We start from the raw sequence: 25,891 nt of genomic DNA on the forward strand, positions 1-25,891 counted from the left end.
ATGACGCAGACGATGCACTACCTTATAGGAGAGCCACAAAAGGCACCATGAACCGGAACGCGAGGCCAAGACGTTGACGCAGCAAGACGCCAGCACCGTCGAGAAACTGGACGAAACACTACACGAAGACCGCATCCTTATTCTGGATTTCGGCAGTCAGGTCACACAGCTCATCGCACGTCGTGTGCGCGAAAGTGGTGTGTATTGTGAAATCTGGCCGTTTACGGCGACTGAAGAGAAAATCCGTGCCTTCAAGGCGCGTGGCATTATCCTCTCCGGTAGCCCGGCCAGCGTTCATGATGAGAATGCGCCCCCGATTCCGGATGTTGTATTCGCGTTGAACCTTCCCGTGCTGGGAATCTGCTACGGCCAGCAGGCCATGTGCCAGAAGCTTGGCGGCCTTGTTGAAACGCACGAGCATCGCGAGTTTGGGCGCGCTCATATCGAGATCGCAGAAGACTGCTCCCTGTTCCGGGGCGTCTGGGCACGCGGTCACCGTGAGCAGGTCTGGATGAGCCATGGCGATCGCGTGACGAAACTACCGCCCGGCTTCCGGGCGGTAGCTCATTCGGAAGGCGCACCTTTCGCAATCATCGCGGATGAGGGCCGACGTCTCTACGGCGTGCAGTTCCACCCCGAAGTGGTCCACACACCGCACGGTGCTGCACTGATCCGCAATTTCACTCACGGCGTTGCGGGTTGTGATGGCAAGTGGACGATGGCCGGTTTCCGGGATCTCGAAATTGCCCGCATCCGCCAGCAGGTTGGTACGGGTCGAGTGATCTGTGGGCTGTCAGGCGGCGTTGACAGTTCTGTTGCTGCCAAGCTGATCCATGACGCAATTGGCGACCAGCTTACCTGCATTTTCGTCGATCCAGGTATCCTGCGTGCGGGGGAGGCGGAAGAAGTCGTGTCCACATTCCGTGGCCGATTCAATATACGTCTGGTTCATCGCGATGCATCGGATCTGTTTCTCGACGCTCTTGCTGGCGTCAAGGACCCCGAGATCAAGCGCAAGACGATCGGCCGCCTGTTTATCGAAGTCTTTGAACAGGAAGCTGCAAAGCTTGGTGGTGCACAGTTCCTGGCTCAGGGTACGCTGTACCCGGATGTTATTGAGAGCGTGAGTTTCTCCGGCGGGCCGTCCGTAACTATCAAGTCGCACCATAACGTTGGCGGCCTGCCTGACCGTATGAACATGAAGCTCGTCGAGCCGCTTCGTGAGCTGTTCAAGGATGAGGTCCGTGAGCTTGGCCGTGAGCTTGGTATCCCCGAGCATATCGTTGGCCGCCATCCCTTCCCGGGCCCGGGGCTTGCGATTCGTATTCCGGGTGACATCACGCGTGAGAAGCTGGATCTGCTGCGGAAGGTCGACACGATCTACCTCGAAGAGATCCGGCGTGCTGGCCTTTATGATGCAATCTGGCAGGCATTTGCGGTTCTGCTTCCAGTCCGCACGGTGGGCGTTATGGGAGACAGCCGTACCTACGATCAGGCATGTGCTCTGCGTGCAGTGACCAGCACGGATGGCATGACGGCGGAAGTCTATCCGTTCGACTTCGCGTTCCTTAATCGGGTTGCGGGCCGTATTGTCAATGAAGTGCGCGGCGTCAATCGCGTAACCTACGATATTACGTCCAAGCCTCCGGGCACGATCGAGTGGGAATGATTCCGCGTTCGGGAAATCGTTTCTGATCTGATTTCAAAAGCCTGCATCCACCCGGATGCAGGCTTTTTCTTTAGTTAGATGACAGCGGTTTTTAGTCAGTTTGTCGTCAACTGGGCCCGTGCCTCGCCTGCAGGATATTTGGCGGTGTGGAGGTTAATGTATGTTTTTCCGCTTTTCACTTCGCTGACCTGTTCGGCGGAAAGGTGAAGAAGACCATGCATTTCTATGCCGTAAGGCTTGAGAATTGGCACAAGAACGCCTGCTTCCTTGTCGGGTGTCGCCGGGCCATGAAGATGTGCTGCGGTGATCGGGCCGCTCAGATGGTCATTATCGAGATGGAAGGAAAGCGTGCGCTCTGTCGTGTCGAGCTCTGCGGAGACCTGGCCCGTGATCGGACTATCTGCTCCATGCTCGGGCTGAAACTTCCCCTGCAAATGGACTGTATCAGCGAAAGCTGAGGTGCTCATGAGGCCGGCTGTGAAGACCGTGGACAGGAACAGTGTGGATGTTCTCTTACGCATGGTTCTGGTTCCCTGGATGGAGAGCCCAGCTAACGCCACGGTCAGGTTTCCAGTTCGGTATTCCAGTAAAGATAATCGCGCCAGCTTTCGTGTAGATAATTTGGAGGGAAAGTCCGGCCGTTTTCCTGAAGGCGCCTGCTACTTGGCTGCACGGGCCGTCTGTGAGGGTGCATGCCAAGTTCGGACGGTAACTTGGAGCCCTTTAGGAGATTGCAGGGACTGCATGCTGTCACTACGTTTTCCCACGTTGTTTTCCCACCTCGAGCGCGGGGAATAACATGATCAAAAGTCAGTTCATGTGTGGGCAGTCTGTCGTGGCAGTACTGGCATGAAAAGTTATCCCGCAGGAATACGTTGAAGCGGGTGAATGCAGGTTTCCGCGCCGCGGGAATATAGTCTTTGAGGGCAATGACGCTTGGAAGGCGAAAAGTTTGGCTCGGGGAGTGAACAAAATTGTCGTATTCGGAGATGACCGACACACGTTCAAGAAAAACAGCCTTCATCGCTTCCTGCCACGACCAGAGTGATAGTGGAAAATAAGATAAAGGCCGAAAATCTGCATTCAGCACCAGAGCCGGGAAATGCTGGGAACCAACCGACACCACACGCATCCTTTCTTCAAAGGACGACACATGCGGGGAACCAGCGTCAGCAAAAGTAACTGTAGAAACGCCTGGGAACATGCGTCGTCGGCTTCTTCAACGAGACTATTCCAGTAAACTTGACCTTTAGCAAGCAGCCGATAATGACGGTGTTATGACAAGAAAAAGGAGAACACGTTTCGCTCCCAGCCCAACCGGGTTGCTTCACCTGGGGCATGTCGTTTCGGCGCTTCATGCTCGGAAAATGGCGGGTACAGGTGGAGAGTTTCTGATTCGTATCGAGGATATTGATGGCACCCGATGTATTCAGCCTCATATAGACGCACTGCATGCGGATCTGGACTGGTTGGGATTTCAATCTAGCGAATGTATTCGTCAGCAGTCACAGCATTTTTCAGAGTATCAAAAGGTTCTGGAAAATCTGAAAGAAAGAAATCTTTTGTATCCATGTTTTTGCACACGTTCAGATATTGAGCGTGATTCAGTGCTGGATGCGCCAGATGGTAGTACTGTTTATTCTGGGCGATGTCGGTGCGCAGGGCCGGAAGGGCGGGACAGAACACCTGTATGGCGGTTGAACATGGCACGTGCGCTTGATGTCTTGCAGGAGGTCCCTGACTGGCATGAGGTCGGGCAGGGGCGCATCGCCGGGCGTGCGCATGAGTTCGGAGATATTGTTCTGGGGCGAAGGGATAACGGCGTATCCTATCATCTGTGTGTTACACACGATGATGCCCTACAGGATATTACTTGCGTTACGCGCGGTAGGGACCTTTATGAGGCGACGTCTGTCCATCGCGTTCTGCAGGAATTGATGGGCTGGTCAGAGCCACACTATGCCCATCATCCGCTCGTCATGGACGAGAACGGCAAGAAGCTCTCAAAGCGGGAGAATGCGGAAGGGGTTTCGCATCTGCGTACAAATGGGTGGAGTGCCGACGAGGTCCTGCGCCATCCACTCGTGCTTAAGGCTTTTGGGGAATGAGGGAGCACTAAAGGTTCCCTCACAACAATTATTCGGGCGGATAGGTCTGTGGATAGGTGATGTCCTCTGCTGGGCCGGGGGGGTGAGGAGAGCCCTTTTTCCCGCATGCAGCCAAGGCGAGCGCCATTGCGCCTATCAGAAGAATATTTTTCATGCAGACTCTCCAAGGCGAGCAAGCCAGCTTTCTGCCTGCTGGCGGACGTTTGCTGGTGCCGTGCCACCTTCGCTGGTGCGCGAGGCCAAAGAAGCCTCCACGGTCAGAACATCAAAGACGGATGCATTGATATCTTTTTCTACGGCCTGCATTTCTGCGAGAGACAGATCAGAAAGATCGCATCCTTTTTCCTCGGCCAGGCCTACCAGTCGCCCGGTGACGTGATGCGCGGTGCGGAAGGGGACGCGGAGTTCGCGCACCAGCCAATCTGCCAGATCGGTGGCTGTTGAGAACCCCATGCCTGCCACTTCGCGCATACGGTCTGCGTTGGGCTGAAGGTCACGGATCATGCCGTCCATGGCCGCCAGGCAAAGTGTCATGGCTTCCGTGGCGTCAAATACAGGCTCTTTGTCTTCCTGGGTGTCTTTCGCATAGGCGAGAGGAAGGCCTTTCATGACCGTCAGCAGGCCGACCAGATTACCCATGATCCGGCCGATCTTGGCACGGACCAGTTCTGCGGCGTCCGGATTGCGTTTCTGCGGCATGATGGAGGAGCCGGTCGTAAATGCGTCAGAGAGACGCACGAACCCGAATGGCGCAGAAGCCCATTGCACGATTTCTTCCGCAAGGCGGGAAAGGTGCATGGCCTGAATGGAAAGCGCTGACAAATATTCCAGTGCAAAGTCGCGGTCTGAGACTGCATCGAGCGAATTGGCTGTTGGGCGGTCGAAATCCAGAGCGCCTGCGGTCATGCGGCGGTCAATCGGGAACGACGTTCCTGCTAGTGCTGCCGAGCCAAGCGGGCACTCATTCATGCGTGTGCGTGCATCTGCGAGACGGCCGCTGTCACGTGCAAGCATCTCAACATACGCAAGCAGGTGGTGCCCGAACGTGACAGGCTGTGCGACCTGAAGATGTGTGAAGCCAGGCATTGGCGTGGAATAAAATTCAAGCGCGCGTTTCGCGAGGGTACGCATGAGCGATTGGGTCTGGCCCTGAATGCCGTCAATGGCATCGCGCACCCAGAGGCGGAAATCCGTGGCAACCTGATCATTGCGCGAGCGCGCGGTGTGCAGGCGTTTTCCGGCTTCACCGATGCGATCCGAAAGACGGGCCTCGATGTTCATGTGAATGTCTTCGAGGGCAGTGGAGAATTCAAAACGGCCTTCTGCAATCTCGCCTGCGATGTCTCCAAGGCCCTGACGGATTTCGTTTTCTTCGGTTTGTGTCAGCAGGCCGACTTTCTGGAGCATGGCCGCGTGCGCGAGTGAGCCGCGGATATCCTGACGCCACAGAATGCGATCAAAACCGATGGACGCGTTGATTTCGCTCATAATTGCGGCGGGGCCTGAAGCAAAACGGCCGCCCCACTGGGGGTTTGCGGCGGTGCCTTCAAAAGCTGCCGCAGCTTCTGTTTCTTTCTCGACAGGAACGTTTTTCATGTTAGCCATATAACTATGAGTCAGAAGCAGATCGACCGTCGAACCCTTCTCTTAGGAGCCGCAACCCTAACCGCGGGCGGTTTCCTGTGCAATTCCGCTCAAGCGGAGGATGTTGCAAAACTCCAGACCTTGAAAGCGGGGAAGCCTCGCCTGTCGCCTGTTGATCTGCAGTTGAGCGGGCCAGATGGTAACATCGGAAGTCTGACAGCGCAGCGTGGAAAGCCGTTCCTGCTTCATGTGTGGGCGACATGGTGCGGGCCGTGCAAGCGCGAACTCCCGCAGCTTGATGCCTTTTATGCGAAGCTCCAGAGCCCTGCGATCATCCCTGTTGCTGTAGATAGTGGTGCGCCTGAAAAAGTGGACGCCTTTCTCAAGAAAGCCGGGCTGTCTCATCTTCCCGCTTGGACCATCGACAAGCACAAATTCAAGGAATGGCTGGGTACCCCGCAATTTGCGATCCCGGTCACATTTCTGATCGATGCCAAAGGTCTGGTTCGGGCAACTTCTGAAGGTGGGATTGATTGGGCAGCGCCGGACGCGATGGCTCAGTATCAGGCCATTCTGGCGAGTGCGGGAAACTGATTTTTTAAACTCTAAATATCATTGAATTTCAATCAGCAGCAGGGCTTTCAGGAAATGTCTTTCTCTCTTTCACGTCGCCATGTTCTCAGCGGTGCTGCAGGTCTCTTCGTTGCGGGTGGCATTGCGCGTGCGGCTACGCCGGAAGTCGTTGCAGAGGGCACACCTTTTGCGCCTCACTCCTTTGGTGTGTTGTCCGTCCCCAAGTCACTGCCGCCGCTTTCAGTCAAAGACGAACAGGGAAATGATGTTCCTTTGTCACGGTTTTACGGAAAGCCTTTCGTGTTGCATTTCTGGGCAACATGGTGCCCGCCCTGCATTAAGGAACTGCCATCGGTAAATGCGACAGCGAAGGCTCTTGGGCAGGCCGGGCCGCAGATTGTCACGGTTGCTGTTCGCGGCAGCACGGTTGCGAAGGTCCGTGCATTTTATAATGCACATGGCATCGACACGCTGCCTCTGTTTGTCGATCCGATGTCGTCTGTCATGATGGAAACTGCGGATAACACAGCCATGATGGCTTCTTTGAAGCAGACGAATCCTGAAGAAGTCACCACGCAAAAAGGAGATTCGATGTCCCTGCATGGTGTGCCGCGTTCTCTGCTGCTGAATGCAAAGGGGCAGGTCGTTGCGGAATCCATTGGTAATCTGGACTGGTCTGCAGATGGCGTCCGGCATACTCTTGAGGCTCTGGCCGGATAACGGAAGCTTCTGATGACTGTCTCTTTGCTCGGCGCCGCAGATCCGGCGCCGGTCATACTCTTTCCTGAGGGCAGGCCCTCTCCATTTGTTCTCGTAAGCGATCATGCCGGTCGTGCCGTGCCCACGATATTCGGAGATATGGGTGTGCCCGATCACGATTGGGAGCGGCATATCGCATATGATATCGGGATTCTGGGTGTCGGTCGTTTTCTGAGGGACAGCCTCGGTTGTGCGCTCGTGGAGCAGGCATATTCACGCCTGGTAATTGACTGCAACCGAGCCCCCGGTCACCCAACGTCCATTCCACATGTTAGTGATTATACGCCCGTACCGGTGAACCGCGCTGCGGAAGAAAGCTGTCGTCTGAGGCGGGAGCTGGAAATTCTACACCCTTATCATGATGCGATTTCCGGCATTCTGAAGGAGCGGGCGACGAGACCAACCCTGCTGGTCTCTCTTCACAGTTTTACGCCGGAAATGGATGGAAAGAAGCGTCCCTGGCATGTCGGGATTCTTCATCACAAGGACACAAAAACTGCTCGGATTATGCTCGATCTGTTGAATCAGGAGGGAGATCTCTGCGTGGGCGATAACGAGCCCTATGTTCTTACGGCTACGTCCGACTATACCGTGCCGCGTCATGCTGAAGGTAACGCGCTTCCTTACTTGGAACTGGAAATCCGTCAGGACCTGATTGCGAGGCAGGACGGTCAGAAAGCGTGGGCTGAACGCCTCGCGCGTCTTTTGCCGCAGGTGTGGGAAAGAATTGAATCGTGATTGACGGAAAGACGAAGCTGGCTGGTGTCATGGGCTGGCCGGTTGAACATTCACGCTCTCCGATGATGCATAATTACTGGTGTAAGGTGCACGGAGTTAATGGGGCCTACGTACCGCTTTCGACCAAGCCCGAACTGTTCGAGCCTGCGCTGCGCGGGCTTGGTGCTGCAGGTTTCAGGGGCGTGAACGTAACCATTCCGCACAAGGAAGCAGCCATGCGTGCCTGTGACCAGCTGACAGATACGGCGAAGCGTGCAGGTGCGGTTAATACGATTGTCTTTGAAAACGGCCAGATCATTGGAGACTGTACGGACGGTACTGGCTTTTGCGACAACCTGACGGCGCATGGCGTTCAGATTTCCGGGCGTGCACTGGTGCTGGGTGCTGGTGGTGCTGCGCGTGCAGTCGTTGCGGCGCTGCTTGATCGCGGGTGTGAGGTCATCATCGCGAACCGGACAATGGAGCGTGCGGAAGCCATGATTTCCGCTCTTGGAGAAGGGGAGGCCGTGGAATGGTTTGACTGGCCCTCGCTTCTGCCGGGTTGTTCGCTGCTCGTGAACGCCACTTCACTTGGGATGCATGGACGTCAGGACATGGACTGGGATGCAGCGCTCATACAGTCCGGGCCAAATCTGTGTGTGACTGATATTGTTTATACCCCACGGGAAACACCATTGCTGCTCGCTGCACGCAGGCGTGGGCTGATAACGGTGGATGGTCTTGGAATGTTGATCCATCAGGCGCGAGCGGGCTTCAGGGCGTGGTTCGGGTATGATCCGCAGGCCGATGACGCTACGTTCGAGCTTCTGGCGGATAGTTTGCGCTGATCGGATGCGCATTATCGGCCTGACAGGCGGAATGGCAGCAGGCAAAAGTACGGTTGCGGCGTTGTTTCGCAAGGCAGGTGTGCCGGTATTTGACGCCGATGCTGCCGTCCGGACGTTGCAGGAAAAAAACGGCAAAGCGTTGCCCGCAATTGAAAATGCGTTTCCCGGAACGGTTCATGGCGGAAACCTGAACCGGGCAGCGTTGCGTGCCGTCGTTATTGGTCAGCCGGAGCGACTCAGAGTGCTTGAACAGATCATGCATCCGCTTGTGCGTTCTGAACGCCAGCGCTTCCTCCGCACCTGCCGTGCGCGGGGGGAGGCGTTTTGCGTGTTGGATATTCCGCTGCTCATGGAGATCGGTGAAGATCGTGCATGCGATGTGGTTGTTGTTGCTACGGCACCTCGCAGTACGCGCCTCTCCCGTATCCGGCAGCGTGGTCAGGGGGTAGGGAAGATGAGCGTTGAACAGGCGGAAAAGCTGCTTGCACGCCAGATGCCCGATCATGAGCGCAGACGCCGGGCGGACATCGTGATACGCACCGGCCTTTCTCGTGGATATGCTGCCCGGCAGGTCCACGCTTTGCTGAACCAGTTGCGTGAGGGTGCATGAAACGCTCGATCCTGTTCGACACGGAGACCACCGGATTTGACCCGGACGAGGGAGACCGGATCATCGAGATTGCGGCTCTGGAGCTGATTGATGATCTACCCACCGGCGAATTCTATCATGTGCTGATCCACCCAGAACGGGATATCCCGGCCGAAGCAACGCGGGTCCATGGATTTACAATCGAGGATCTGGAAGGGAAGCCAAAATTCCCTGAGATCGCAGATGGCTTTCTGGAATTCATCAAGGACAGCCCGATGATCGCGCATAACGCGCGCTTCGATTTCAAGTTCGTGAATGCTGAACTGCAGAAGGCAGGCCGAGAGCCGCTCGATTATGCAAGTCGCGCAATTGATACCGTGGAAATGGCGAGGAAAAAATATCCTGGCCTGCCTGCGAGTCTTGATGCGCTGTGCCGTCGCTTTGGAATAGACCTTTCGCAGCGTGGCACCCATAACGCGCTGCTGGATTGCCGCCTGCTGGCGGAGGTTTATGTCGAGCTGATGGGCGGGCGACAGCGCGGCCTTGGTCTGGCGGGACCAGCCCGTAACCGCAGCCGCAATGGGGGCTTGGAAGCGCTGGCGAACCGTACGCCGCGTCCCATGGCGCTCCCATCGGCTGAGGAACTTAGGATTCACGAGGAATTTGTCGACACACTCAAGGACCCGGTGTGGCGTCGGCCGTAATGCGTATTCTTTTTATTACGTCGAATAGGCTGGGCGACGCCGTTATTTCGACGGGCGTTCTCGACAGGCTTCAACAGCGTTTTCCTTCCGCCATGTTTACGATCGTATGCGGCCCCGTGGCGGCAGGTCTTTTCTCGGCTGATCCGCGCTGCGAGCGGATTATTGTAATGGAAAAGAAGCGCCATGATCGTCACTGGCTGGATCTGTGGTGCGAATGTGTCCGCCGTCGCTGGTTTATGGTGGTCGACCTGCGTGGGTCATTGCTGAGTTATGGATTGCGAACAAAGCACCGTGTGATTGTCCGTGGTGGTCGCAGGCCAGGGCGTCGGGTTGAGCAGCTTGGTTCTGCTTTGGGGTACCTGCCTGCTCCGATGCCGCGCGTCTGGATCTCTAAGGTTCAGAGCGAGACGGCTGAAGCTCTTCTTCCCAGCGAGCACCAGTGGTGTGCACTCGGTCCCACGGCCAACTGGGATGGAAAAATCTGGCCCGCAGAACGCTTTGTCGAGGTGGCGCGCGCCCTGCAGGCAGAGGGTTTTCGCGTCATCGTCCTTTACGGGCCGGGCGAGGCTGAGAAGCTCCGCGCCGAGCCTGTGCTGCAGGCAGTGCCAGAGGCTGTGGATCTGGGGGGAGATCGCACCTTGGGTGAAGTGGCTGCACTATTGGGGAGGTGTGCGCTTTTCGTTGGGAATGACTCCGGCCTTATGCATCTGGCTGCCGCAGCGGGCACACCAACACTCGGGCTCTTTGGCCCTTCCAAAGCTTCTGAATATGCCCCTGCGGGTGTGTGTGCGGATTTTGTCGCGGCACCGGGCGTTGAGGGAGGAGCGCCAATTGATGGACTGAGTGTGCAGGTGGTTTTGGACGCCGCGAAGGCGGTGATTGCCAAAAACCTTCATGGCGAAGTTGCATGACTTGAAGACAGCAGTCCCATGCCCGATAGAGGAAGGATGACAGGTATTTCCAAGCCGGAATGCGGCGCTTCCTCTGCCTCAATGCAGCGTCCGGCGCGCGTGGCCCATGTCATGGCGGGTTCCGCTCATGGAGGCGCCGAGCTATTTTTTGAAAGACTTTCCAGCCGTCAGAGCCAGAGTGGACGGGCCGTTAAAGCGCTAATTCGCCGCAATCCAGACCGCGAGCAGCGTCTGCGCGAGCGGGGTGTGGATGTTGAAACATTCCGCTTCGGGGGGGCATTGGATGTTCTGACCACTCCGATGCTTAGGCGCTCGTTCAAGCTGTTTCAGCCTGATATCGCGGTGGCCTGGATGAGCCGCGCGGCACGCATGATGCCCAAGGGAGCATGGGTGACGGCCGGGCGTCTGGGGGGGTATTATGATCTTTCGAATTATCGTCGCTGTGAGCATCTGATTGGTAATACCCGTGGGCTTGCCCAGTGGATGAAAGAGCAGGGTTGGCCCGCGGATAAGGTGCATTACGTCCCGAATTTTGCGACTGACTTTGCCGATGTGGCAGCAGAGAGACCATCTTTCCTGCCGCCTGATGTCCCGTTTGTTCTTGCGCTTGGGCGCCTGCACGTAAACAAGGCTTTCGACGTTCTGATCCGGGCGATGGTTGAGCTTCCGGGTGTCCACCTTGTGATCGCGGGCGAGGGGCCTGAGCGTGAGGCGCTGGAAGCACTGGCACGATCTGAAAATGTGAGTTCGCGGGTGCATATGCCGGGATGGATCGCGCAGAGTGCCCCTTGGCTTAAAGCCTGTGATGTTCTGGTGTGTCCATCACGGATCGAGCCACTGGGCAATGTCGTGATCGAGGCTATGTCTGCGGGTGTACCAGTAGTGGGAAGTGCAATTCAGGGCCCACAGGAAATTCTGGAAAACACGCAGGATGGCCTTCTTGCTCCTGTTGAGGATGCTTCTGCGTTTGCCCAGCAGATCGGGAGCATTCTTGAGGATACTGCGCTTGCGTCGATCTTGAGACGCAACGGTCGGGAAAGGTTCGAGCGTGAATTTTCCGAAGATGTCGTGATGGCGCGGTGGTCTGCGTTTTTGGACGGAGGGCGCCTCTGATGTGCGGTATTGCGGGTCTTTTCGGGCGCCCGGGAACAACGCCAGACCCTGAAATTCTGGATCGTCTGGCCAAAGCCATTACTCATCGTGGCCCGGACGGTGCGGGTCGTTTCGTGCAGGGGAGTGCGGCCCTCCAGCACAGGCGTCTTTCCATCGTAGACCTTGAAGGGGGTGCGCAGCCGATTCTTCATGGGAATGCGGGTCTGATCGCAAATGGCGAAATCTACAATGACCGGGAAATCCGCAGCACATTTGCCTCTGCGACCTTCAAAACACACAGCGATTGCGAGCCGCCGCTGTATCTCTGGCTTCGTGATGGCTCGGGATACACAAAAGAGCTGCGGGGCATGTATGCCATCGCTGCACTGGAGTGTGGGCAGGGCCAGCAGGAAATGGTGCTTTCGCGTGACCCGTTTGGTATCAAGCCGCTCTATGTTGCCGAATATGAGGAAGGGATCGCCTTCGCATCCGAAGCACAGGCGCTGCTGGCTGCGGGGTTTGGGTCGAGAACAGTGCGCCCAGCCGCTCGTGACGAGCTGTTGCAGCTTCAGTTTACAACCGGCCGCAAGACGATCTTCCCGGGTATTCGGCGTGTGCTTCCCGGCGAATCACTGCGGATCGTGGATGGACGTGTCATGGCGACGCACCGCCGCCATGTCCTCTCCGAGGCTTGCGATTCTCTAACGCCTTTCGAGAGCATGACAGACGCGCAGGCTCTTGCATGTGTGGATGCGGCGCTCATGGACAGTGTGGGGGCGCATCTGCGCTCGGATGTGCCGCTTGGCCTGTTTCTTTCCGGCGGCATAGACAGCTCGGCTATTCTGGCGGCCGTGCATCGACTTGGGTTGAAGCACCCGAAAACATGGACCGCTCGCTTTGATCAGGGCAGTGCGGACGAGACGGCAGCCGCAGCGCATCTGGCCGCATCCGTGGGGGCTGAGCACCACGTATTGACAGTTTCCGAAGAGATGGTCTGGCGCGATCTTCCCGCCATTGTGGCGTGTATGGATGACCCTGTGGCGGATTATGCCATCATCCCCACATGGTTTCTGGCCCGTGAAGCGCGCAAGGACGTTACCGTCATCCTGAGTGGGGAGGGCGGGGACGAGCTTTTCGCAGGCTACGGGCGTTATCGGCGTGCTCTGAAGCCGTGGTGGAAGGGTGGTCGATCCACTTATCGTTCCGGCACGTTTGGTCGGCGTCTTCCGGGGCGCGGGAGGCACTGGCGCGATGGGATGGCCACTACGGAAATGGCACAGGGCCTTTCCGGTCTTCAGGCCGCACAGGCTTTGGATGTCTGCGAGTGGCTGCCCAATGATCTGCTGATCAAACTGGACCGCTGCCTGATGGCGCATTCCGCAGAGGGTCGAACACCTCTGCTTGATCCTGTGGTGGCGAAGGCAGTCTGGTCCATGCCGGATCGCTTCAAGCTGCGTGATGGTTACGGTAAATGGATTTTACGTCGATGGCTGCAGGATGCCCTGCCGGAGTCACGCCCATTTGCCCCTAAGCAGGGTTTCACAGTGCCGATAGGAAACTGGATCGAAGGGCGGGGCAAGGAGCTTGGGCTTCTCGTCAGCCAGCAGCCATGTATTCGCGAGATTATGCCTGCGAAGAAGGTCCAGAAGCTGTTTGAGAGTGCTGCTCAAAGGAGACATGCGCGCCAGAGTTGGACGCTCCTGTTCTATGCCCTTTGGCACCGACATCACATCGAGGGCATTCCGGCAGACGGTGATGTTTTCGATACCCTGTCCCGCGCTGCCTGAGCGCGTTCCCTGACAACGAAAAATAGCGAGAATAAAATGCAATACGATCTGATTATCCGCGGCGGGCGCTGCGTATTTCCTTGGGGAGAGGCGGATGCGGATATCGGTGTAAGCAACGGCCGGATTGCTTCGCTCTCGGTGGGCATCCATGACGAGGCAGATCGTGTTGTGGACGCCAGAGGTCTTTATGTCCTGCCGGGCCTGATCGACAGTCATGTCCATCTGCGTGATCCGGGAAATGCGGCTGTTGAAACGCTGGAAACCGGAACGCGTGCTGCCGCGCTCGGTGGCGTCACGACGGTATTCGACATGCCAAACACCTCACCGGCTGTCACCAACAAGGACATGCTGAACTGGAAGCGCGAGCAAATTGCAAAAGTCGCGCATGTGGACGTCGGTATGTATATCGGCGCAACCCGCGACAACACGCCTGATCTGGCTATGCTTGAACAGGAACCGGGTGTCTGTGCGATCAAGGTTTTTGCCGGTTCTTCAACCGGCAACCTGATGATTGAAGACGATGCAGGGATCGAAGCGGTCATGCGGTCCGGGCACCGTCGCGTCGCATTTCATTCTGAAGACGAATACCGCCTTCAGGAGCGCAAGTCGCAGTTCCACACGGGTCAGCCATATGAAATGCATAGTGTCTGGCGCGATGTCGAATGTGCGTTCCTAGGGACACGCAGGATCATGTCCATCGCTCGCAGGACGGGCAGGCCTGCGCATATTCTGCATGTTTCAACGGCAGAGGAACTGGAATATCTGGCGGGGTTCCGGGATGTTTCAACGGTAGAAGTGCTGGTCAATCATCTCTCGCAGGTGGCTCCTGACTGTTATGAAGAGCTAGGCGGCCTTGCGGTCATGAACCCTCCGCTCCGCGACGCATACCATTACGATGCGAGCTGGAAGGCGATCCGTGATGGCCGCGTGGATGTTGTCTCCTCGGATCACGCACCACACCCGCTGGAAGCCAAGCGCAAACCCTGGCCAGAATGCCCTGCGGGCCTGACGGGCGTTCAGACCATTGTGCCAGTCATGCTGGATCACGTGAATGCGGGGCGGCTGTCGCTTGCGCGTCTGGTTGATCTGATGGCGGCTGGTCCGGCGCGGGTTTATGGTCTGCAGACCAAGGGACGGATGGCAGTTGGCTTCGATGCAGACTTTACGCTTGTTGACATGAACGCCGAGCGGGAAATCACGAATGACTGGATCGTGTCGCCAGCAGGGTGGACCCCATTTGATGGCAAGCGTGTCAAAGGCTGGCCGATCGTAACCATCGTGCGTGGGGTGATCGTGATGCAGGATGATGAAGTTTCTGGGGCGCCAACCGGGCGTTACGCCAAATTTGCGCCTTGATCTGGGCGTAGGGCGCCGACTGCTTCGATCACGAAAGGGAGCATCATGATTCGTCCCGTCGTCGCCCTGTGCGGCCTGTCTCTTTTTATTGCTTGCCCGGCTGGCTCTGCTTACGCGGATACAGGGTGGAGCGCGCCGAAATGTGGAGCGGAGCCGCAGGCCCCTCCCGTCAAAGCGGGGTCGGTGGCACAGTATAACGATAGCGTTGACAAGGTGACGGCTTATGAAAAAGCGGCCCGTGTCTATAACGCTTGCGTATCAGGTCAGGCCAATCGTGAAGAGACGGCGATAAGCCAGGATGCCAGCGCGCGCATTTCACATATCCATGCAGGCAGTGCTGCTGTTCAGCAGCGCATTGCCTCATCATTTCAGAAGCTTTCTACCCAACTGGCCGTTGTGGGCAAAAAGCTTGGAAATCACTGAACGCTGCTAAAGACTACTGGCCCATGCGCTCCTGATTCTGAGTAGGGGTCAGGGTAGTGGGGCCTTCATAGGTCTGATGAGCCACATTGGGAATCAGATCCGGACGGGCATAACAGTTCGTTCCCTCAAACCCTGTAGTGCAGTAAGGCTGAGGCGGTGGCGGCCCTACAGGGCGGGAGCAGAAATCTTCGTCATCATACAGAAAAGCTGTGTTGCACTGTCTGCCGGTAACAGCAGAGGCGATACGATCCGGTGCGCACCCTTCAAGGCTGCTGAAGGTGCTGGCAAGACACAGGAGCATGAACAGTTTTTTCATGCGGTTTTTATGCGTTTCGAGACCTTAACAAAGCTTCAATGTCAGGAAATATTTTCGTCGGGTCCATATTTCGCCGCCTGAATTTTGCTTCAGAATGCGAGGGCGGAAGTCCGCTCTGGAACTGAACTTATTCGTAAAGATGCACTTCACATGACGGGTGTGTGCGTGAAGCGTTTGCCGCAAACGCCCTTGACCTGTATGGTTCCGCTCTCAAGTGACATACCGATCCAACAGGGGACCAGGTGGCTGACGATTTCATCACGCAGGTGAACGAGGAAATGCGGGCTCAGCGTCTGCGGGCCATGGCGCGCCGTTTTGGCGCCCTGGCTGGCGGAGTGCTGGTTGTAGCAGCAATTGGCGGCGGTGCCTGGGCATGGAGTTCTCACTCCAGGCATGAGGCGCAGCGTGTGGCTTCGGCCCGCTATTTCCAAACGCTTCAGACCCTTGCAGATCCCAAACACGACAAGGCTGCGACCGACCGCGCAGAAGCTGCATTTGCGGATCTGGCTGTTCATGGGCCGGTTGGTGTTCGTGCGTTCGCGGCAATGCGCGTGGCTGACATGAAAATGCAGGCTCACGATACGGCTGGTGCAGTTCAGTCCTGGCAAAGCGTTGCCGACGACACCAAGGCAGATCAGGGCCTTCGCGGCATGGCACGTTACATGTTGCTGAATGCCCAGACGAATACCGCAGACCCCAAAACTCTTCGTGCCGGATATGAAGCCCTTGCACAGGAAAATGGCGGTCCATGGGCTTCGCTTGCGCAGGAAGGTCTTGTAGCGCTTGATTTGCGTCCTGGCTCTACGGATGCCAACCATCAGGAAGCACGCCGTCTTCTGACACAGCTTGCAAACAGTGACACGGCAACTGCCGGTAGCCGCGCACGTGCGCAGGCCCTGCTTGAGACTTTCGGAGACGCAGGATGATTCGCCGTTCTTCCAATGCAGGAGGGCGTATGTCTCTCAGTCGTCGTGGTATTCTGAAGGCCGCATGCTCCGGCAGTGCTCTTGCTGCGCTGGGTGGTTGCGGCCTGTTTGATGATGATGCCAAGCCCATCGTCATGGGACATCGCATCGACATTCTTTCGACTGGTGCCGGGCTGACGATCGACAAGGAAGATCACACGCCTATCACCCTGCCTGCGCCGCAGCCGGTTACGGAATGCCTGCAGGTCGGTCGTATCCCGAGCCATATTGCAGTGAATGCGGTGTGGAATGGTGATCACGCGCTGTGGAACCGCTCGATCGGTGCCGAAGTCAATCCGACAAGCTTCCTGTCGATGATTGCGATCATGCCCACCAATCGGGGCGCGATTCAGTCCCCGCCAGTTGTGGGGAATGGCCGCATCTTCACGACCGACGCCCAGGGTGTCGTTCGTGCATGGACTTGGCCGGGAATGAAGCAGATCTGGTCACGCCAGACTGCACCAAAGAAGTCCCGCTCCACCAATATTGGTGGTGGTAGCGCCATTGATGGCGATACGCTTTACGTCGTTGATGGTGTTGCGCAGACGGTTGCGCTCGATGCCGCAACCGGAAAAATCAAATGGGCGGTTGATCTTGGAACACCTGGTCGTTCCGCTCCTACCATTGCTGGCGGACTGGTCGTGTTCGGCACGATTGATGAGCGTCTGATTGCACTGGAAGCGACAACGGGTCGTCAGGTTTGGTCCTATCAAGCGACAGCAGCGGACACCGTTATTTTCGGTCAGGCCGCACCGGCGTTTGTTGATGGTGTCATCCTCGCTGGTTTTGGCAGCGGCGATCTGGTCGCACTTCGTGCTGCCTCGGGCGAAATGGTCTGGAGTGACAGCCTTGGCGGCTCCAATGGCCGTGGCGGTATGCTTGATTTCTCATGCGTAAGGGGTGCCCCCGTCATCGTTGGGGGGACAGCTTATGCCGTTTCCATGTCTCAGGTGCTTGTAGCAATCGACATGCGATCGGGCCGGAGACTGTGGGAGCGCGAAGTCAGCGGTCAAAACCCTCTGACGATCTGTGGCGACTGGCTCTATGTCCTGTCCACTGATCAGCAGATTGCGTGCATTGATCGTCTTTCAGGTCATGTGCGCTGGATTTCGCAGCTGCGTCGCTTCCGCCGCGAAAATGTACAGAAAGATGCGCTGCAGTGGGTCGGACCGCTGTTGGTAAATGGAAAGCTGCTCTGTTTCTCCACCCTGCCTGAAGAGGGTATGGCCATTGTGGACGCCGTCAGCGGCAAACTGGAACTGACCCGCAAAACTGCGGCCCCCTGTCAGGTGCAGCCCATCGTCTGTGACGGTGTTGTGCTCACATTGACCCAGGACGGCCACCTGCGGGCTTATGGCTGATAGATGACTGAAGAAAAACTGCCCGTCGTAGTAATCGCCGGGCGCCCGAATGTCGGGAAATCCACTTTATTTAACCGGCTTGTCGGTCAGCGCAGGGCGCTGGTCTCTGACATGCCGGGCGTGACCCGTGACCGTAAGGAAGGTGACGCCCAGTTGCGTGGCCGGATGGTCCGGCTGATCGATACAGCCGGTCTGGAAGAATCTGCACCAGACACTTTGTTTGGGCGGATGCGCGCTTCCTCTGAATCTGCGGTGGCGCAGGCAGATCTGGTTCTGTTCTGCATTGATGCCCGTGCAGGCATTACGCCGGCTGATGCGCATTTCGCGAACTGGCTGCGTCGTCAGGACCGGCCTGTTCTGCTGATTGCGAACAAGGCTGAAGGTCAGGCAGGCACAAACGCGGCTCTTGAAGCATACTCGCTGGGGCTGGGCACACCGCTCGCGCTTTCTGCGGAGCATGGTGAGGGTATTGCTGATCTCATGGGCGAGATCGCAGATCGCCTCCCGGATGCGCCGCGTGCAGAGCGTGGCGGCCGTCCCGGAGAAGGGGATGAGAGACCTGCAGGGCCGCTTCGTCTTGCGATTATCGGTCGTCCTAATGCGGGTAAGTCCACGCTGCTCAACTGCCTTCTGGGCGAAGAACGCATGATCACCGGCCCTGAAGCAGGCCTGACGCGGGATTCTATTTCCGTAGATCTGTTCGACGAAGTCGGCCCAATCAAGCTTGTAGACACGGCTGGGATGCGCAAGCGTGCCCGTGTTGAGGAAGCCCTTGAGCGGATGTCCGTTTCAGCCTCCATCGAAGCCCTGAAAATGGCTGAAGTGGTCGTGCTGACAATCGACGCAACACTCGGGGTTCATGAGCAGGATCTGCAGATCGCACGTCTCATTGAGCGCGAGGGACGTGCCTGTGTTCTGGCGTTGAACAAATGGGATGCAGTCGTGGATCGTGGCGCTACGCGACAGGCAATTTCCGATCGCATTGAGACGTCGCTTGCCCAGATGCGCGGTATTCCAGTTGTTGCGTTTTCTGCGCTAACGGGTGCGGGCGTCAATCAGCTGCTTCCGGCAGTGCGTCGTGCTCATGAGGTCTGGAATTCCCGTGTGACAACGGGTGAGCTAAATCGGTGGTTCGAGGATGCGCTGGATCGTCATCAGCCACCTCTCGTGGATGGCCGTCGTCTAAAGCTGCGCTACATGACGCAAGCCAAGTCGCGCCCTCCAACGTTCATCCTCTTTGGTACGCGTGCCGAGCTTCTGCCGGAAGCTTACAAGCGTTATTTGGTGAACGGCCTGCGAGAGACCTTCCATCTCCCAGGGACGCCGATCCGCTTGCAGCTGCGTGGAACAAAAAATCCGTACGCAGACAAATAAGATGCCTATTCTGCCATGCGAAACCCGCATGGCAGAATCATATTTCAATACGGTAACGCAAAGCTTGGGTTTTTTTCCTCGATTGTATCTGGTTAACGTATTCGTTCGTCCTTAGAAGGGTCCTCTTTTCATAGGCCCTGCTCGGGCTAGGAGCGAGGATTGATAAGTTATGGTTGGGATCGCCGCGGTCCGCAATGATGTCGCCGCAGGGCAGGCACAGCGGAGCACCAAACGGGCTACGGCGCTCGGTATTCTGGCAGCACTAGCAGGCTTGATGTTCGGTCTTGATACCGGTGTCGTAGCGGGTGCGTTGCCTTTTATATCCACAGATTTCCATGCGACTGATGCCCTTCAGGGCTGGATCGTCTCGTCTATGATGGCGGGCGCTGCATTTGGCTCGCTGTTCGCCGGGCGCATTTCTGTACGTTTTGGGCGAACGGGTGCCATGCTTGGTGCCGCAGTTCTATTTCTTTCCGGAACGCTTTTGTGCGCGTTGGCGCCATCTGCTGCGGTTCTTATTCTGGGGCGGGTGTTCCTGGGGCTGGCGGTGGGTATCGCGGCCTTTGCTGCACCGTTGTATATTTCGGAAATCACTGTGGAATCTGCTCGTGGTTCCATGATTTCTTTCTACCAACTCATGGTTTCCCTCGGGATTTTTCTGGCCTTCGTGTCAGACAGCATTCTGGCCGACGGTGGCCACTGGCGCTGGATGCTGGGCATTATGGCTGTTCCAGCGTCCATTTTCCTCGGGATTGTTCTGATTCTGCCTCATAGCCCCCGTTGGCTTATGATGAAGGGACGCACGGAAAGCGCGCGCAAGGTTCTTCAGAATCTGCGCTCCGACGAAGAGGTGGCTGAAGCTGAACTCCAGGACATTCAGGCCCGTATCAAGCATAGCTCCGATGCGGGTTTTGGCCTTTTCCGCAAAAACAAACATTTCCGTCGTTCAGTATTTTTGGGCATGCTTCTTCAGGTCATGCAGCAGCTCACGGGTATCAACGCACTGCTTTACTACGCACCACGCGTCTTTCAGGCAGCACATTTTGGCACCAGCGCTGCCATATGGGCGACTACGCTCGTGGGTTTGACGAACATGGCTTTCACGGCTGTTGCTATCGCGTTTGTCGATCGCTGGGGGCGTCGTCCGCTTCTGATTCTGAGCTGCACCATTGCCGCAGCATCTTTGCTCGGTGTTGGCGTTCTTTTGGGTGTGGGCGCTACAACTTTCGCCATGCAGTTGGTTCTCTGTGGGTTGGTTCTGGTTTTTGTGGCAGGGTTCGCCATCGGCGAGGGGCCTCTGGTCTGGACGCTGTGTTCCGAAGTTCAGCCAACGCGCGGACGTGATTTTGGGATTGGATGCTCTACCGTTACAAATTGGTCTGCGAACTGGGCTATTTCCAAAACTTTCCCGCTTCTGATGGTCGCTATGGGTGCGTCATCCACATTTATTCTTTTTGCGGTCTTCAATGGTCTCTTCATTCTCATGACACTTTTCATGGTGCCTGAGACGAAAGGGGTTTCCCTCGAAACGATTGAAGCCAATCTTTTTGCAGGCAAACGCCTGCGTGATCTGGGGCGATAGAACATCATGAAAGCTGCGACCGTAAACAGCCTGCGCGGCGAATACGATCCGCAGCGACATGCGGGCCTCTATGGGGCCCGGCGTGTGAAGGCAATGTCGGCAGTGCTGCTTTCGCTGATGCTGTCTATCCTTGATTATGCCATCGCCAATGTGGCTCTGCCTTCCATAGCGCAGGACCTTCACGCTCCATCGTCTCGGGCGATCTGGGTGGTCAACGCCTATCAGTTGGCCAATCTTTCCTGTCTTCTTCCGCTCGCCGCTATGGGGGCGAGATTTGGTTTCGCGCGGATGAGCCAGTTTGGCATTCTGCTTTTTCTGATTGCCTCAGTCGCCTGCGCCCTGTCCCACACACTGCTTGAACTGACACTTGCCCGAGCGCTTCAGGGGGTAGGTGGTGCATGCATCATGAGTGTGAATATTGCATTGGTCCGTTTCATTTATCCGCATGAGGAACTCGGGCGGGGTATTGCACTCAATGGCCTGTTTATTGGCATTGGTGTTGCTCTTGGTCCTTCGCTTGGGTCACTGGTGCTCTCGGTTGCGGATTGGCCTTGGATTTTCTGGATTAACCTTCCGCTTGCCGTTGCTGCCATGATATTGGCGCATCTCGCGTTACCAGAGACCCCGCGCAATAATGTGGCGATTGATACGATTGGTTCGTTACTTACCGTTGCTTCGTTCTCTCTGTGTGGGGTTGGTCTCGACAGTCTCATGCATGCAGATATGATCCCGGGCATTGGGTTGACTGGCGGCGGGATAATTTCCTGGGTGTTGCTGCTCCGATATCAGCGTGGTCGGCGTGAGCCCACTGTGCCTGTTGACCTTCTGGCCCGTCGTCCCTTTCTGCTTGCTTGTATGGTAGGATTTATGGGGTTCGTTTCATCGAACCTCTACATCGTAGCAATGCCTTTTACTTTGGCGAGTGCGTTTCACCGAGGCCCATCCATGATCGGGCTGCTGATTGCCCCGTGGGCAGTGGGTGTCGCGACGATGTCTTTTGTCGTGGGGCGCTTTGCTGACCGCTTTCCGGCTGCGGTCCTTTCCTCCATAGGTATGGGCATCACCGCGTTTGGTTTTATGCTTCTGTTTATGCTCAACATGGACGCCAGCAATCTCGATATTGCGTGGCGTACGCTTTTGGCTGGCATGGGATTTGGGCTTTTTCAGCCTCCCAATAATCGCGCAATTATGGTTGCAGCACCGGCAGGTCGGGAAGGGGGCGCGAGTGGCATGTTATCCGTCGCGCGTCTGGCTGGGCAGACATTAGGTGCGTTGCTTGTGGCCGGATTATTTACGGTTTTCCCGCATCCGGCTTTTATCTGCCTGGGATGTGCGATGGTTGTCTCGATCGTCGGCTGTGCTTTGAGCGCTAGCCGGAAATATCTCGTAGACTGAAGAGTGTGGTTGAGCGTGACGTCGCGCTCTCCAACTCCTGAGCGGTCGGCACGTCGTAGCGGGCCAGAACTTTCAGCGAGAGCTTTGGGGCGTAGTGGCGTCCGGGATCACACAGCCAGACCTCACAACTTTTGGCGCATGCCAGCAGCCATGGCACGATCCGTGCTGCCATGGCTTCGTTGTAACAGACATCTCCCACGACCATCAGGTCACAGTCCGGAATGGTGCCGATCATGTCTCCGGCGCGAATATGAACAGGCGTGCTGTTAAGCGATGCGTTCAGGCTTGTGGCTTCAAGAGCCATAGGGTCGATATCATTGGCCTCGACGGTTTTCGCACCTGCATAGGCTGCCGCTATAGCTGCAAGACCGCAGCCGCAGGCAACGTCCAGCACGCGCAAATTTCTTACGCGTTCAGGGTTGTCGATGATGAATCTGGCAATGAGCTGGCTTCCCGGCCAAGCGAAAGCCCAGAATGGAGGTTCTATTCCCAGTTGTTCCAGGTAGCTCTCACTGGCCAGCCAGATGGGCGTGATTTCAGTGGCCAGATGCAGCGACAATTCAGGGACGAGGGGGGCTTTTTCAACAATAGTGCTTTGGGCGATGAATTCCTGTGGGGTCATCCGAAGATACGACCCGCTATGAAAGCTGCGGCCAGCAGCATTCCGATGGGGACGTTGCGTCGAAACTCCTTAAGACAGGCCGGGGCATTATATGGATTGACGATCCGTGCCTGATTGAGCAGCAGCACGGACGCGATGCTGAAAAATGGCCAGAACAGCCAGCCCAGATGCGCATGAATGGCTGTCAGGCCAAGTGCGAGAAGCATTAATGAATAGCATGCAGCGATGAAGGGGCGGGCCTGTGTTTCCATCAAACGGGATGTGGATCGCACGCCAATCCGCGCATCATCTTCCATATCCTGAAAGCCATAGATTGTATCAAAGCCAAGCTGCCAGAGAATAACACCGCCATATAGCAGGATGCCATTGCCATCGAGGCCATTGGCGCAGGCCGCGTACCCCATCGGAGCACCGAAACCGAACGTGAATCCCATGACGAGTTGTGGCCACCACGTAACGCGTTTTGCTGCGGGATACAGTGCCACGAGAAACAGTGCTAGTGGAGCCAAAGCCCAGCAGATCGGAGGCAGGCAAAGGAGTATGCCGAGCCCGCATGCCAGCAGGATTGCGAGCAGGTAAAATCCCTGACGAAGCGATAGCGCGCCGCTTGCCAAAGGGCGGCCAGCAGTCCGGGCGACCCGTGCATCAATATCGCGATCCCAGATATCATTTACGACGCACCCTGCGGAGCGCATCACGAGGGAGCCGATCGCGAAGAGAAGCGTATCAATCAGGCGTGTCTGGAGAGAAGCGCCAGTCGCGAGGAAGATTCCCCAGATACCGGGCAGGAGCAGCAGCCACGTTCCGACGGGTCTGTCGAGCCGTGCAAGCAGGGCATATGAGCGCCATGGCTCGGGCAATCTGGCGATGCGGCCTGCCAGGTGGATATCGGTATGAACGCTACTGTTGGTCATGGTTGGATGTGATGGGATGCGGAGGCGCCTTCCGTCAATGGCCCATGCGCGGTATCGAGAAAGGATGAGCCGATCTGATCCACGTTTGTATCTTTCTGCGGAGGGTGAGACCTTTACGCAGGGATGTGAAATTTCGCTTGCTCCGGGGCAGGCCCACTACCTGGGAAACGTCATGCGCCACTCTGTGGGCGACGCGGTCCGGGTATTCAACGGGCGCGATGGAGAGTGGAGCGCGCGTATTCATACGCTGCGTAAAGACCGAGGGAGTGTGGTGCTGCGAAACCTCGAACGGCCGCAGTGCGCGACACAAGGCGTGGAACTTCTGTTTGCTCCCCTGAAACGTGATGCGACTGAACTCGTTATCCGGATGGGGACCGAGCTTGGGGTGACGTCTTTCCGGCCGGTCGTCACGGAACGGACGAATACCCACAGGCTTAACGCAGACCGCCTTCTTCTGATCGCCGAAGAAGCGGCAGAGCAGTGCGAGCGGCTGGATGTGCCACATATTCAGCCTCTTTCGCCTCTGCGGCAGGTGCTCGCGGAGTGGCCCGAAGGCAGGGCACTCTGTGTTGCTTTGGAACGCCAGCAGGAAGAAACGAGAACAGTGAGCGGAGAGGCGCTTCTGATCGGCCCTGAAGGGGGATTTTCAGAGGCAGAGGTTGCGCTGTTGAAGCGTCATCCCGCTGTGAGGAGCATATCGCTCGGGTCCCTGATCCTGAAGGCTGAGACCGCTGTCTGTGCAGGCCTTGTAAGGCTTGCTGTGGCTAGGGGGTTTTAACATGTTGCAGGAGGTGACAGGACGTCCTGACCTGCTACAAGTTCAATCATTATCGAACAACGATTTGAAAGACGAGGCCTAACGCCATGTCAAATCCCGGCCAGTCCAATTCGGCTCCGATCGAGAATCGGGACCAGCTTGTCGAGACCCTGGCGCGAGGCTGCAAGCCGCGGGCTGAATGGAAGATCGGCACAGAACACGAGAAGTTCGGCTTCGTTCTGCCATCCCGCGCTGATGGACGTGAGCCTCTTTCCCCGCCGCCCTATGAACCACAAGGTATCAGTGCGCTTCTGCATGCCCTGAAAGGCCCTGACTGGGCTCCCATCCATGATGGTGAGCACCTGATTGGCCTCAAGGGAGAGGGGGCTCAGGGAGGTCGTTCGATTTCGCTGGAGCCAGCAGGTCAATTCGAGCTGTCGGGCGCTCCCGTTCAGACCCTGCAGGAAACACAGGCCGAGATGCAGGAACATTTTGACCTGATCCGCGGACCTGCGTCTGAACTGGGACTGGGCTTTTCGCCACTGGGATTCCAGCCGCTATGGACGCGTGAGGCGATGCCGTGGATGCCCAAGAGCCGTTATGGGATCATGCGCAATTACATGCCCAAGGTTGGTTCTCTTGGTCTGGATATGATGGCTCGCACCTGTACGGTTCAGGTCAATCTGGATTTTGGGGACGAAGCAGACATGGCGCGCAAGATGCGCGTCTCGCTGGCGCTTCAACCTCTGGCAACTGCGCTGTTTGCGAATTCTCCCTTCATTGATGGTAAAGCAAACGGCTACATGTCCAACCGTGCCCGGATATGGACGGACACCGACAATCAGCGTGCTGGCCAGCCGCCAATTTTCTTCGAGCAAGGATTTGGCTTTGAGCAGTATATCGACTGGGTGCTGGACGTTCCGATGTATTTCGTGGCGCGGGATGGCAGAAATATTGACGTTTCAGGATGCTCGTTCCGGCGCTGGCTCGCAGGTGAGGCGCAGCCCGGCCTTGAAGGTCTTACGCCCACGATCGGCGATTTCGAAGACCATCTGACAACTGTTTTCCCGGATGTTCGCCTCAAGCAGTTTCTTGAAATGCGTGGAGCCGATGCTGGAAAGCCCGAACTGATGGTTGCGCAATCTGCGCTCTGGGTTGGGTTGCTTTATGATCCGGCAACATTGCTGGAAGCTGAAAAGCTTGTGCAGGAGCAGCCTTGGGAGGCTTATACGCAATTGCGGGCGCAGGTACCGCAGTTCGGAATGAATGCTCCGTTCCCGGGTGGTCTGAAGGCGCTTGCAAAGCGGGTGATCGCACTGGCCGAGCAGGGGCTTCGCGCGCGTGTTCGCAATGAGGCGCATTATCTTGATCCCCTGCATCTGATCGCAGAAGGCGGCCCGAATCAGGCGGAATACTGGCTTGCTCTTTATGAGGGTGCGTGGGGCGGAAACGTGAAGCCGATCTTTACAGAGTCAGCCGTATAAC

The 25,891-nt window shown here is 56.9% G+C and carries 27 protein-coding genes; 20 read left to right on the forward strand and 7 right to left on the reverse strand.

All coding sequences use genetic code 11. The features are described 5' to 3' along the window. The first annotated feature begins 73 nt into the window (after window positions 1-73). Window positions 74-1,669 (forward strand): glutamine-hydrolyzing GMP synthase, encoded by a 1,596-nt coding sequence (guaA, locus tag GWA01_RS02915; protein WP_146793839.1) that lies wholly within the window; start codon window positions 74-76, stop codon window positions 1,667-1,669. 95 nt (window positions 1,670-1,764) lie between these two features. Here the strand turns inward: guaA and GWA01_RS02920 are convergent, their stop codons facing one another. Together GWA01_RS02920 and GWA01_RS02925 are read right to left on the reverse strand one after the other, a co-directional pair. Continuing rightward, a complete protein-coding gene (locus GWA01_RS02920) occupies window positions 1,765-2,190 on the reverse strand; it encodes a CHRD domain-containing protein (RefSeq protein ID WP_186819436.1) in 426 nt (141 codons plus the stop codon). A gap of 41 nt (window positions 2,191-2,231) precedes the next feature. Beyond that, on the reverse strand, window positions 2,232-2,801 hold the full coding sequence (locus GWA01_RS02925; protein WP_186819488.1) for an HNH endonuclease: 570 nt from the start codon (window positions 2,799-2,801) through the stop codon (window positions 2,232-2,234). Between the two features lie 145 nt (window positions 2,802-2,946). Here GWA01_RS02925 and gluQRS point away from each other — a divergent pair, with 145 nt between their 5' ends. Further along, window positions 2,947-3,777 carry a tRNA glutamyl-Q(34) synthetase GluQRS gene (gene gluQRS / locus GWA01_RS02930; protein ID WP_146793843.1) on the forward strand — a complete coding sequence of 277 codons (831 nt, stop codon included), beginning with the start codon at window positions 2,947-2,949 and terminating at the stop codon, window positions 3,775-3,777. Between the two features lie 28 nt (window positions 3,778-3,805). Here the strand turns inward: gluQRS and lptM are convergent, their stop codons facing one another. Both lptM and argH read right to left on the reverse strand, forming a co-directional pair. Then, entirely contained in the window at window positions 3,806-3,931 is a 126-nt protein-coding gene (lptM, locus tag GWA01_RS02935) for an LPS translocon maturation chaperone LptM (protein WP_146793846.1), read from the reverse strand. Beyond that, a complete protein-coding gene (argH, locus tag GWA01_RS02940; protein ID WP_146793848.1) occupies window positions 3,928-5,373 on the reverse strand; it encodes an argininosuccinate lyase in 1,446 nt (481 codons plus the stop codon). Before argH ends, lptM begins: the two co-directional genes overlap by 4 nt. 15 nt (window positions 5,374-5,388) lie before the next feature. On the opposite strand from argH, the gene GWA01_RS02945 reads away from it, so the two are divergent. From GWA01_RS02945 to GWA01_RS02995, 11 genes are read left to right on the forward strand one after another with little or no spacing between them, the layout of a single operon-like run. After that, window positions 5,389-5,955, forward strand: a complete 567-nt coding sequence (locus GWA01_RS02945) for a TlpA disulfide reductase family protein (RefSeq protein ID WP_146793850.1) — start codon at window positions 5,389-5,391, stop codon at window positions 5,953-5,955. Between the two features lie 54 nt (window positions 5,956-6,009). After that, complete coding sequence (locus GWA01_RS02950; RefSeq protein ID WP_146793852.1) at window positions 6,010-6,654, forward strand: TlpA disulfide reductase family protein; 645 nt, start codon at window positions 6,010-6,012, stop codon at window positions 6,652-6,654. 12 nt (window positions 6,655-6,666) lie between these two features. Beyond that, window positions 6,667-7,431 (forward strand): N-formylglutamate amidohydrolase, encoded by a 765-nt coding sequence (locus GWA01_RS02955; RefSeq protein ID WP_146793854.1) that lies wholly within the window; start codon window positions 6,667-6,669, stop codon window positions 7,429-7,431. Then, window positions 7,428-8,258, forward strand: coding sequence for a shikimate dehydrogenase (locus tag GWA01_RS02960; RefSeq protein WP_146793856.1), 831 nt, complete (start codon window positions 7,428-7,430; stop codon window positions 8,256-8,258). The genes GWA01_RS02955 and GWA01_RS02960 overlap by 4 nt, the downstream gene beginning before the upstream one ends. A 4-nt stretch (window positions 8,259-8,262) precedes the next feature. Next, window positions 8,263-8,868 (forward strand): dephospho-CoA kinase, encoded by a 606-nt coding sequence (gene coaE, locus GWA01_RS02965; protein ID WP_146795455.1) that lies wholly within the window; start codon window positions 8,263-8,265, stop codon window positions 8,866-8,868. Beyond that, entirely contained in the window at window positions 8,865-9,551 is a 687-nt protein-coding gene (gene dnaQ / locus GWA01_RS02970; RefSeq protein WP_146793858.1) for a DNA polymerase III subunit epsilon, read from the forward strand. Before coaE ends, dnaQ begins: the two co-directional genes overlap by 4 nt. Beyond that, window positions 9,551-10,462 (forward strand): glycosyltransferase family 9 protein, encoded by a 912-nt coding sequence (locus GWA01_RS02975; RefSeq protein ID WP_146793860.1) that lies wholly within the window; start codon window positions 9,551-9,553, stop codon window positions 10,460-10,462. Before dnaQ ends, GWA01_RS02975 begins: the two co-directional genes overlap by 1 nt. A 36-nt stretch (window positions 10,463-10,498) precedes the next feature. Beyond that, window positions 10,499-11,575 (forward strand): glycosyltransferase, encoded by a 1,077-nt coding sequence (locus tag GWA01_RS02980; RefSeq protein WP_228118299.1) that lies wholly within the window; start codon window positions 10,499-10,501, stop codon window positions 11,573-11,575. Next, window positions 11,575-13,341: an asparagine synthase (glutamine-hydrolyzing) gene (gene asnB, locus GWA01_RS02985; protein ID WP_146793864.1), complete on the forward strand. Its 1,767-nt coding sequence runs from the start codon at window positions 11,575-11,577 to the stop codon at window positions 13,339-13,341. Before GWA01_RS02980 ends, asnB begins: the two co-directional genes overlap by 1 nt. A 36-nt stretch (window positions 13,342-13,377) precedes the next feature. After that, window positions 13,378-14,697 carry a dihydroorotase gene (locus GWA01_RS02990; protein ID WP_146793866.1) on the forward strand — a complete coding sequence of 440 codons (1,320 nt, stop codon included), beginning with the start codon at window positions 13,378-13,380 and terminating at the stop codon, window positions 14,695-14,697. A gap of 45 nt (window positions 14,698-14,742) precedes the next feature. Further along, window positions 14,743-15,120, forward strand: a complete 378-nt coding sequence (locus GWA01_RS02995; protein WP_146793868.1) for a hypothetical protein — start codon at window positions 14,743-14,745, stop codon at window positions 15,118-15,120. A 13-nt stretch (window positions 15,121-15,133) separates the two neighbouring features. Here GWA01_RS02995 and GWA01_RS03000 read toward each other — a convergent pair whose 3' ends face one another. Continuing rightward, on the reverse strand, window positions 15,134-15,436 hold the full coding sequence (locus GWA01_RS03000; protein ID WP_146793870.1) for a hypothetical protein: 303 nt from the start codon (window positions 15,434-15,436) through the stop codon (window positions 15,134-15,136). A 242-nt stretch (window positions 15,437-15,678) separates the two neighbouring features. Here GWA01_RS03000 and GWA01_RS03005 point away from each other — a divergent pair, with 242 nt between their 5' ends. The 5 genes from GWA01_RS03005 to GWA01_RS03025 all read left to right on the forward strand — a co-directional run bounded on the left by GWA01_RS03005 (window position 15,679) and on the right by GWA01_RS03025 (window position 22,113). Beyond that, window positions 15,679-16,362 (forward strand): tetratricopeptide repeat protein, encoded by a 684-nt coding sequence (locus GWA01_RS03005; protein WP_229316003.1) that lies wholly within the window; start codon window positions 15,679-15,681, stop codon window positions 16,360-16,362. Then, window positions 16,359-17,762: a PQQ-binding-like beta-propeller repeat protein gene (locus GWA01_RS03010; RefSeq protein WP_186819437.1), complete on the forward strand. Its 1,404-nt coding sequence runs from the start codon at window positions 16,359-16,361 to the stop codon at window positions 17,760-17,762. The genes GWA01_RS03005 and GWA01_RS03010 overlap by 4 nt, the downstream gene beginning before the upstream one ends. 3 nt (window positions 17,763-17,765) lie before the next feature. After that, window positions 17,766-19,136 (forward strand): ribosome biogenesis GTPase Der, encoded by a 1,371-nt coding sequence (gene der / locus GWA01_RS03015; RefSeq protein WP_146793873.1) that lies wholly within the window; start codon window positions 17,766-17,768, stop codon window positions 19,134-19,136. A 169-nt stretch (window positions 19,137-19,305) separates the two neighbouring features. Beyond that, window positions 19,306-20,718, forward strand: coding sequence for a sugar porter family MFS transporter (locus GWA01_RS03020; RefSeq protein WP_146793875.1), 1,413 nt, complete (start codon window positions 19,306-19,308; stop codon window positions 20,716-20,718). A 6-nt stretch (window positions 20,719-20,724) separates the two neighbouring features. Further along, complete coding sequence (locus GWA01_RS03025; protein ID WP_146793877.1) at window positions 20,725-22,113, forward strand: MFS transporter; 1,389 nt, start codon at window positions 20,725-20,727, stop codon at window positions 22,111-22,113. On the opposite strand, the gene GWA01_RS03030 is transcribed toward GWA01_RS03025, so the two are convergent. Beyond that, window positions 22,088-22,735: a class I SAM-dependent methyltransferase gene (locus GWA01_RS03030; protein ID WP_146793879.1), complete on the reverse strand. Its 648-nt coding sequence runs from the start codon at window positions 22,733-22,735 to the stop codon at window positions 22,088-22,090. The genes GWA01_RS03025 and GWA01_RS03030 overlap by 26 nt on opposite strands. Further along, window positions 22,732-23,649, reverse strand: coding sequence for a 4-hydroxybenzoate octaprenyltransferase (gene ubiA / locus GWA01_RS03035; RefSeq protein WP_146793881.1), 918 nt, complete (start codon window positions 23,647-23,649; stop codon window positions 22,732-22,734). Before ubiA ends, GWA01_RS03030 begins: the two co-directional genes overlap by 4 nt. A 37-nt stretch (window positions 23,650-23,686) precedes the next feature. On the opposite strand from ubiA, the gene GWA01_RS03040 reads away from it, so the two are divergent. Together GWA01_RS03040 and GWA01_RS03045 are read left to right on the forward strand one after the other, a co-directional pair. Then, window positions 23,687-24,427, forward strand: coding sequence for a 16S rRNA (uracil(1498)-N(3))-methyltransferase (locus GWA01_RS03040; protein ID WP_146793883.1), 741 nt, complete (start codon window positions 23,687-23,689; stop codon window positions 24,425-24,427). Between the two features lie 86 nt (window positions 24,428-24,513). Then, a complete protein-coding gene (locus tag GWA01_RS03045; protein ID WP_146793885.1) occupies window positions 24,514-25,890 on the forward strand; it encodes a glutamate--cysteine ligase in 1,377 nt (458 codons plus the stop codon). Window position 25,891: the final 1 nt, after the last annotated feature.

It is taken from the genome of Gluconobacter wancherniae NBRC 103581 (assembly GCF_007988885.1).
GTDB classification, from domain to species: Bacteria; Pseudomonadota; Alphaproteobacteria; order Acetobacterales; family Acetobacteraceae; genus Gluconobacter; species Gluconobacter wancherniae.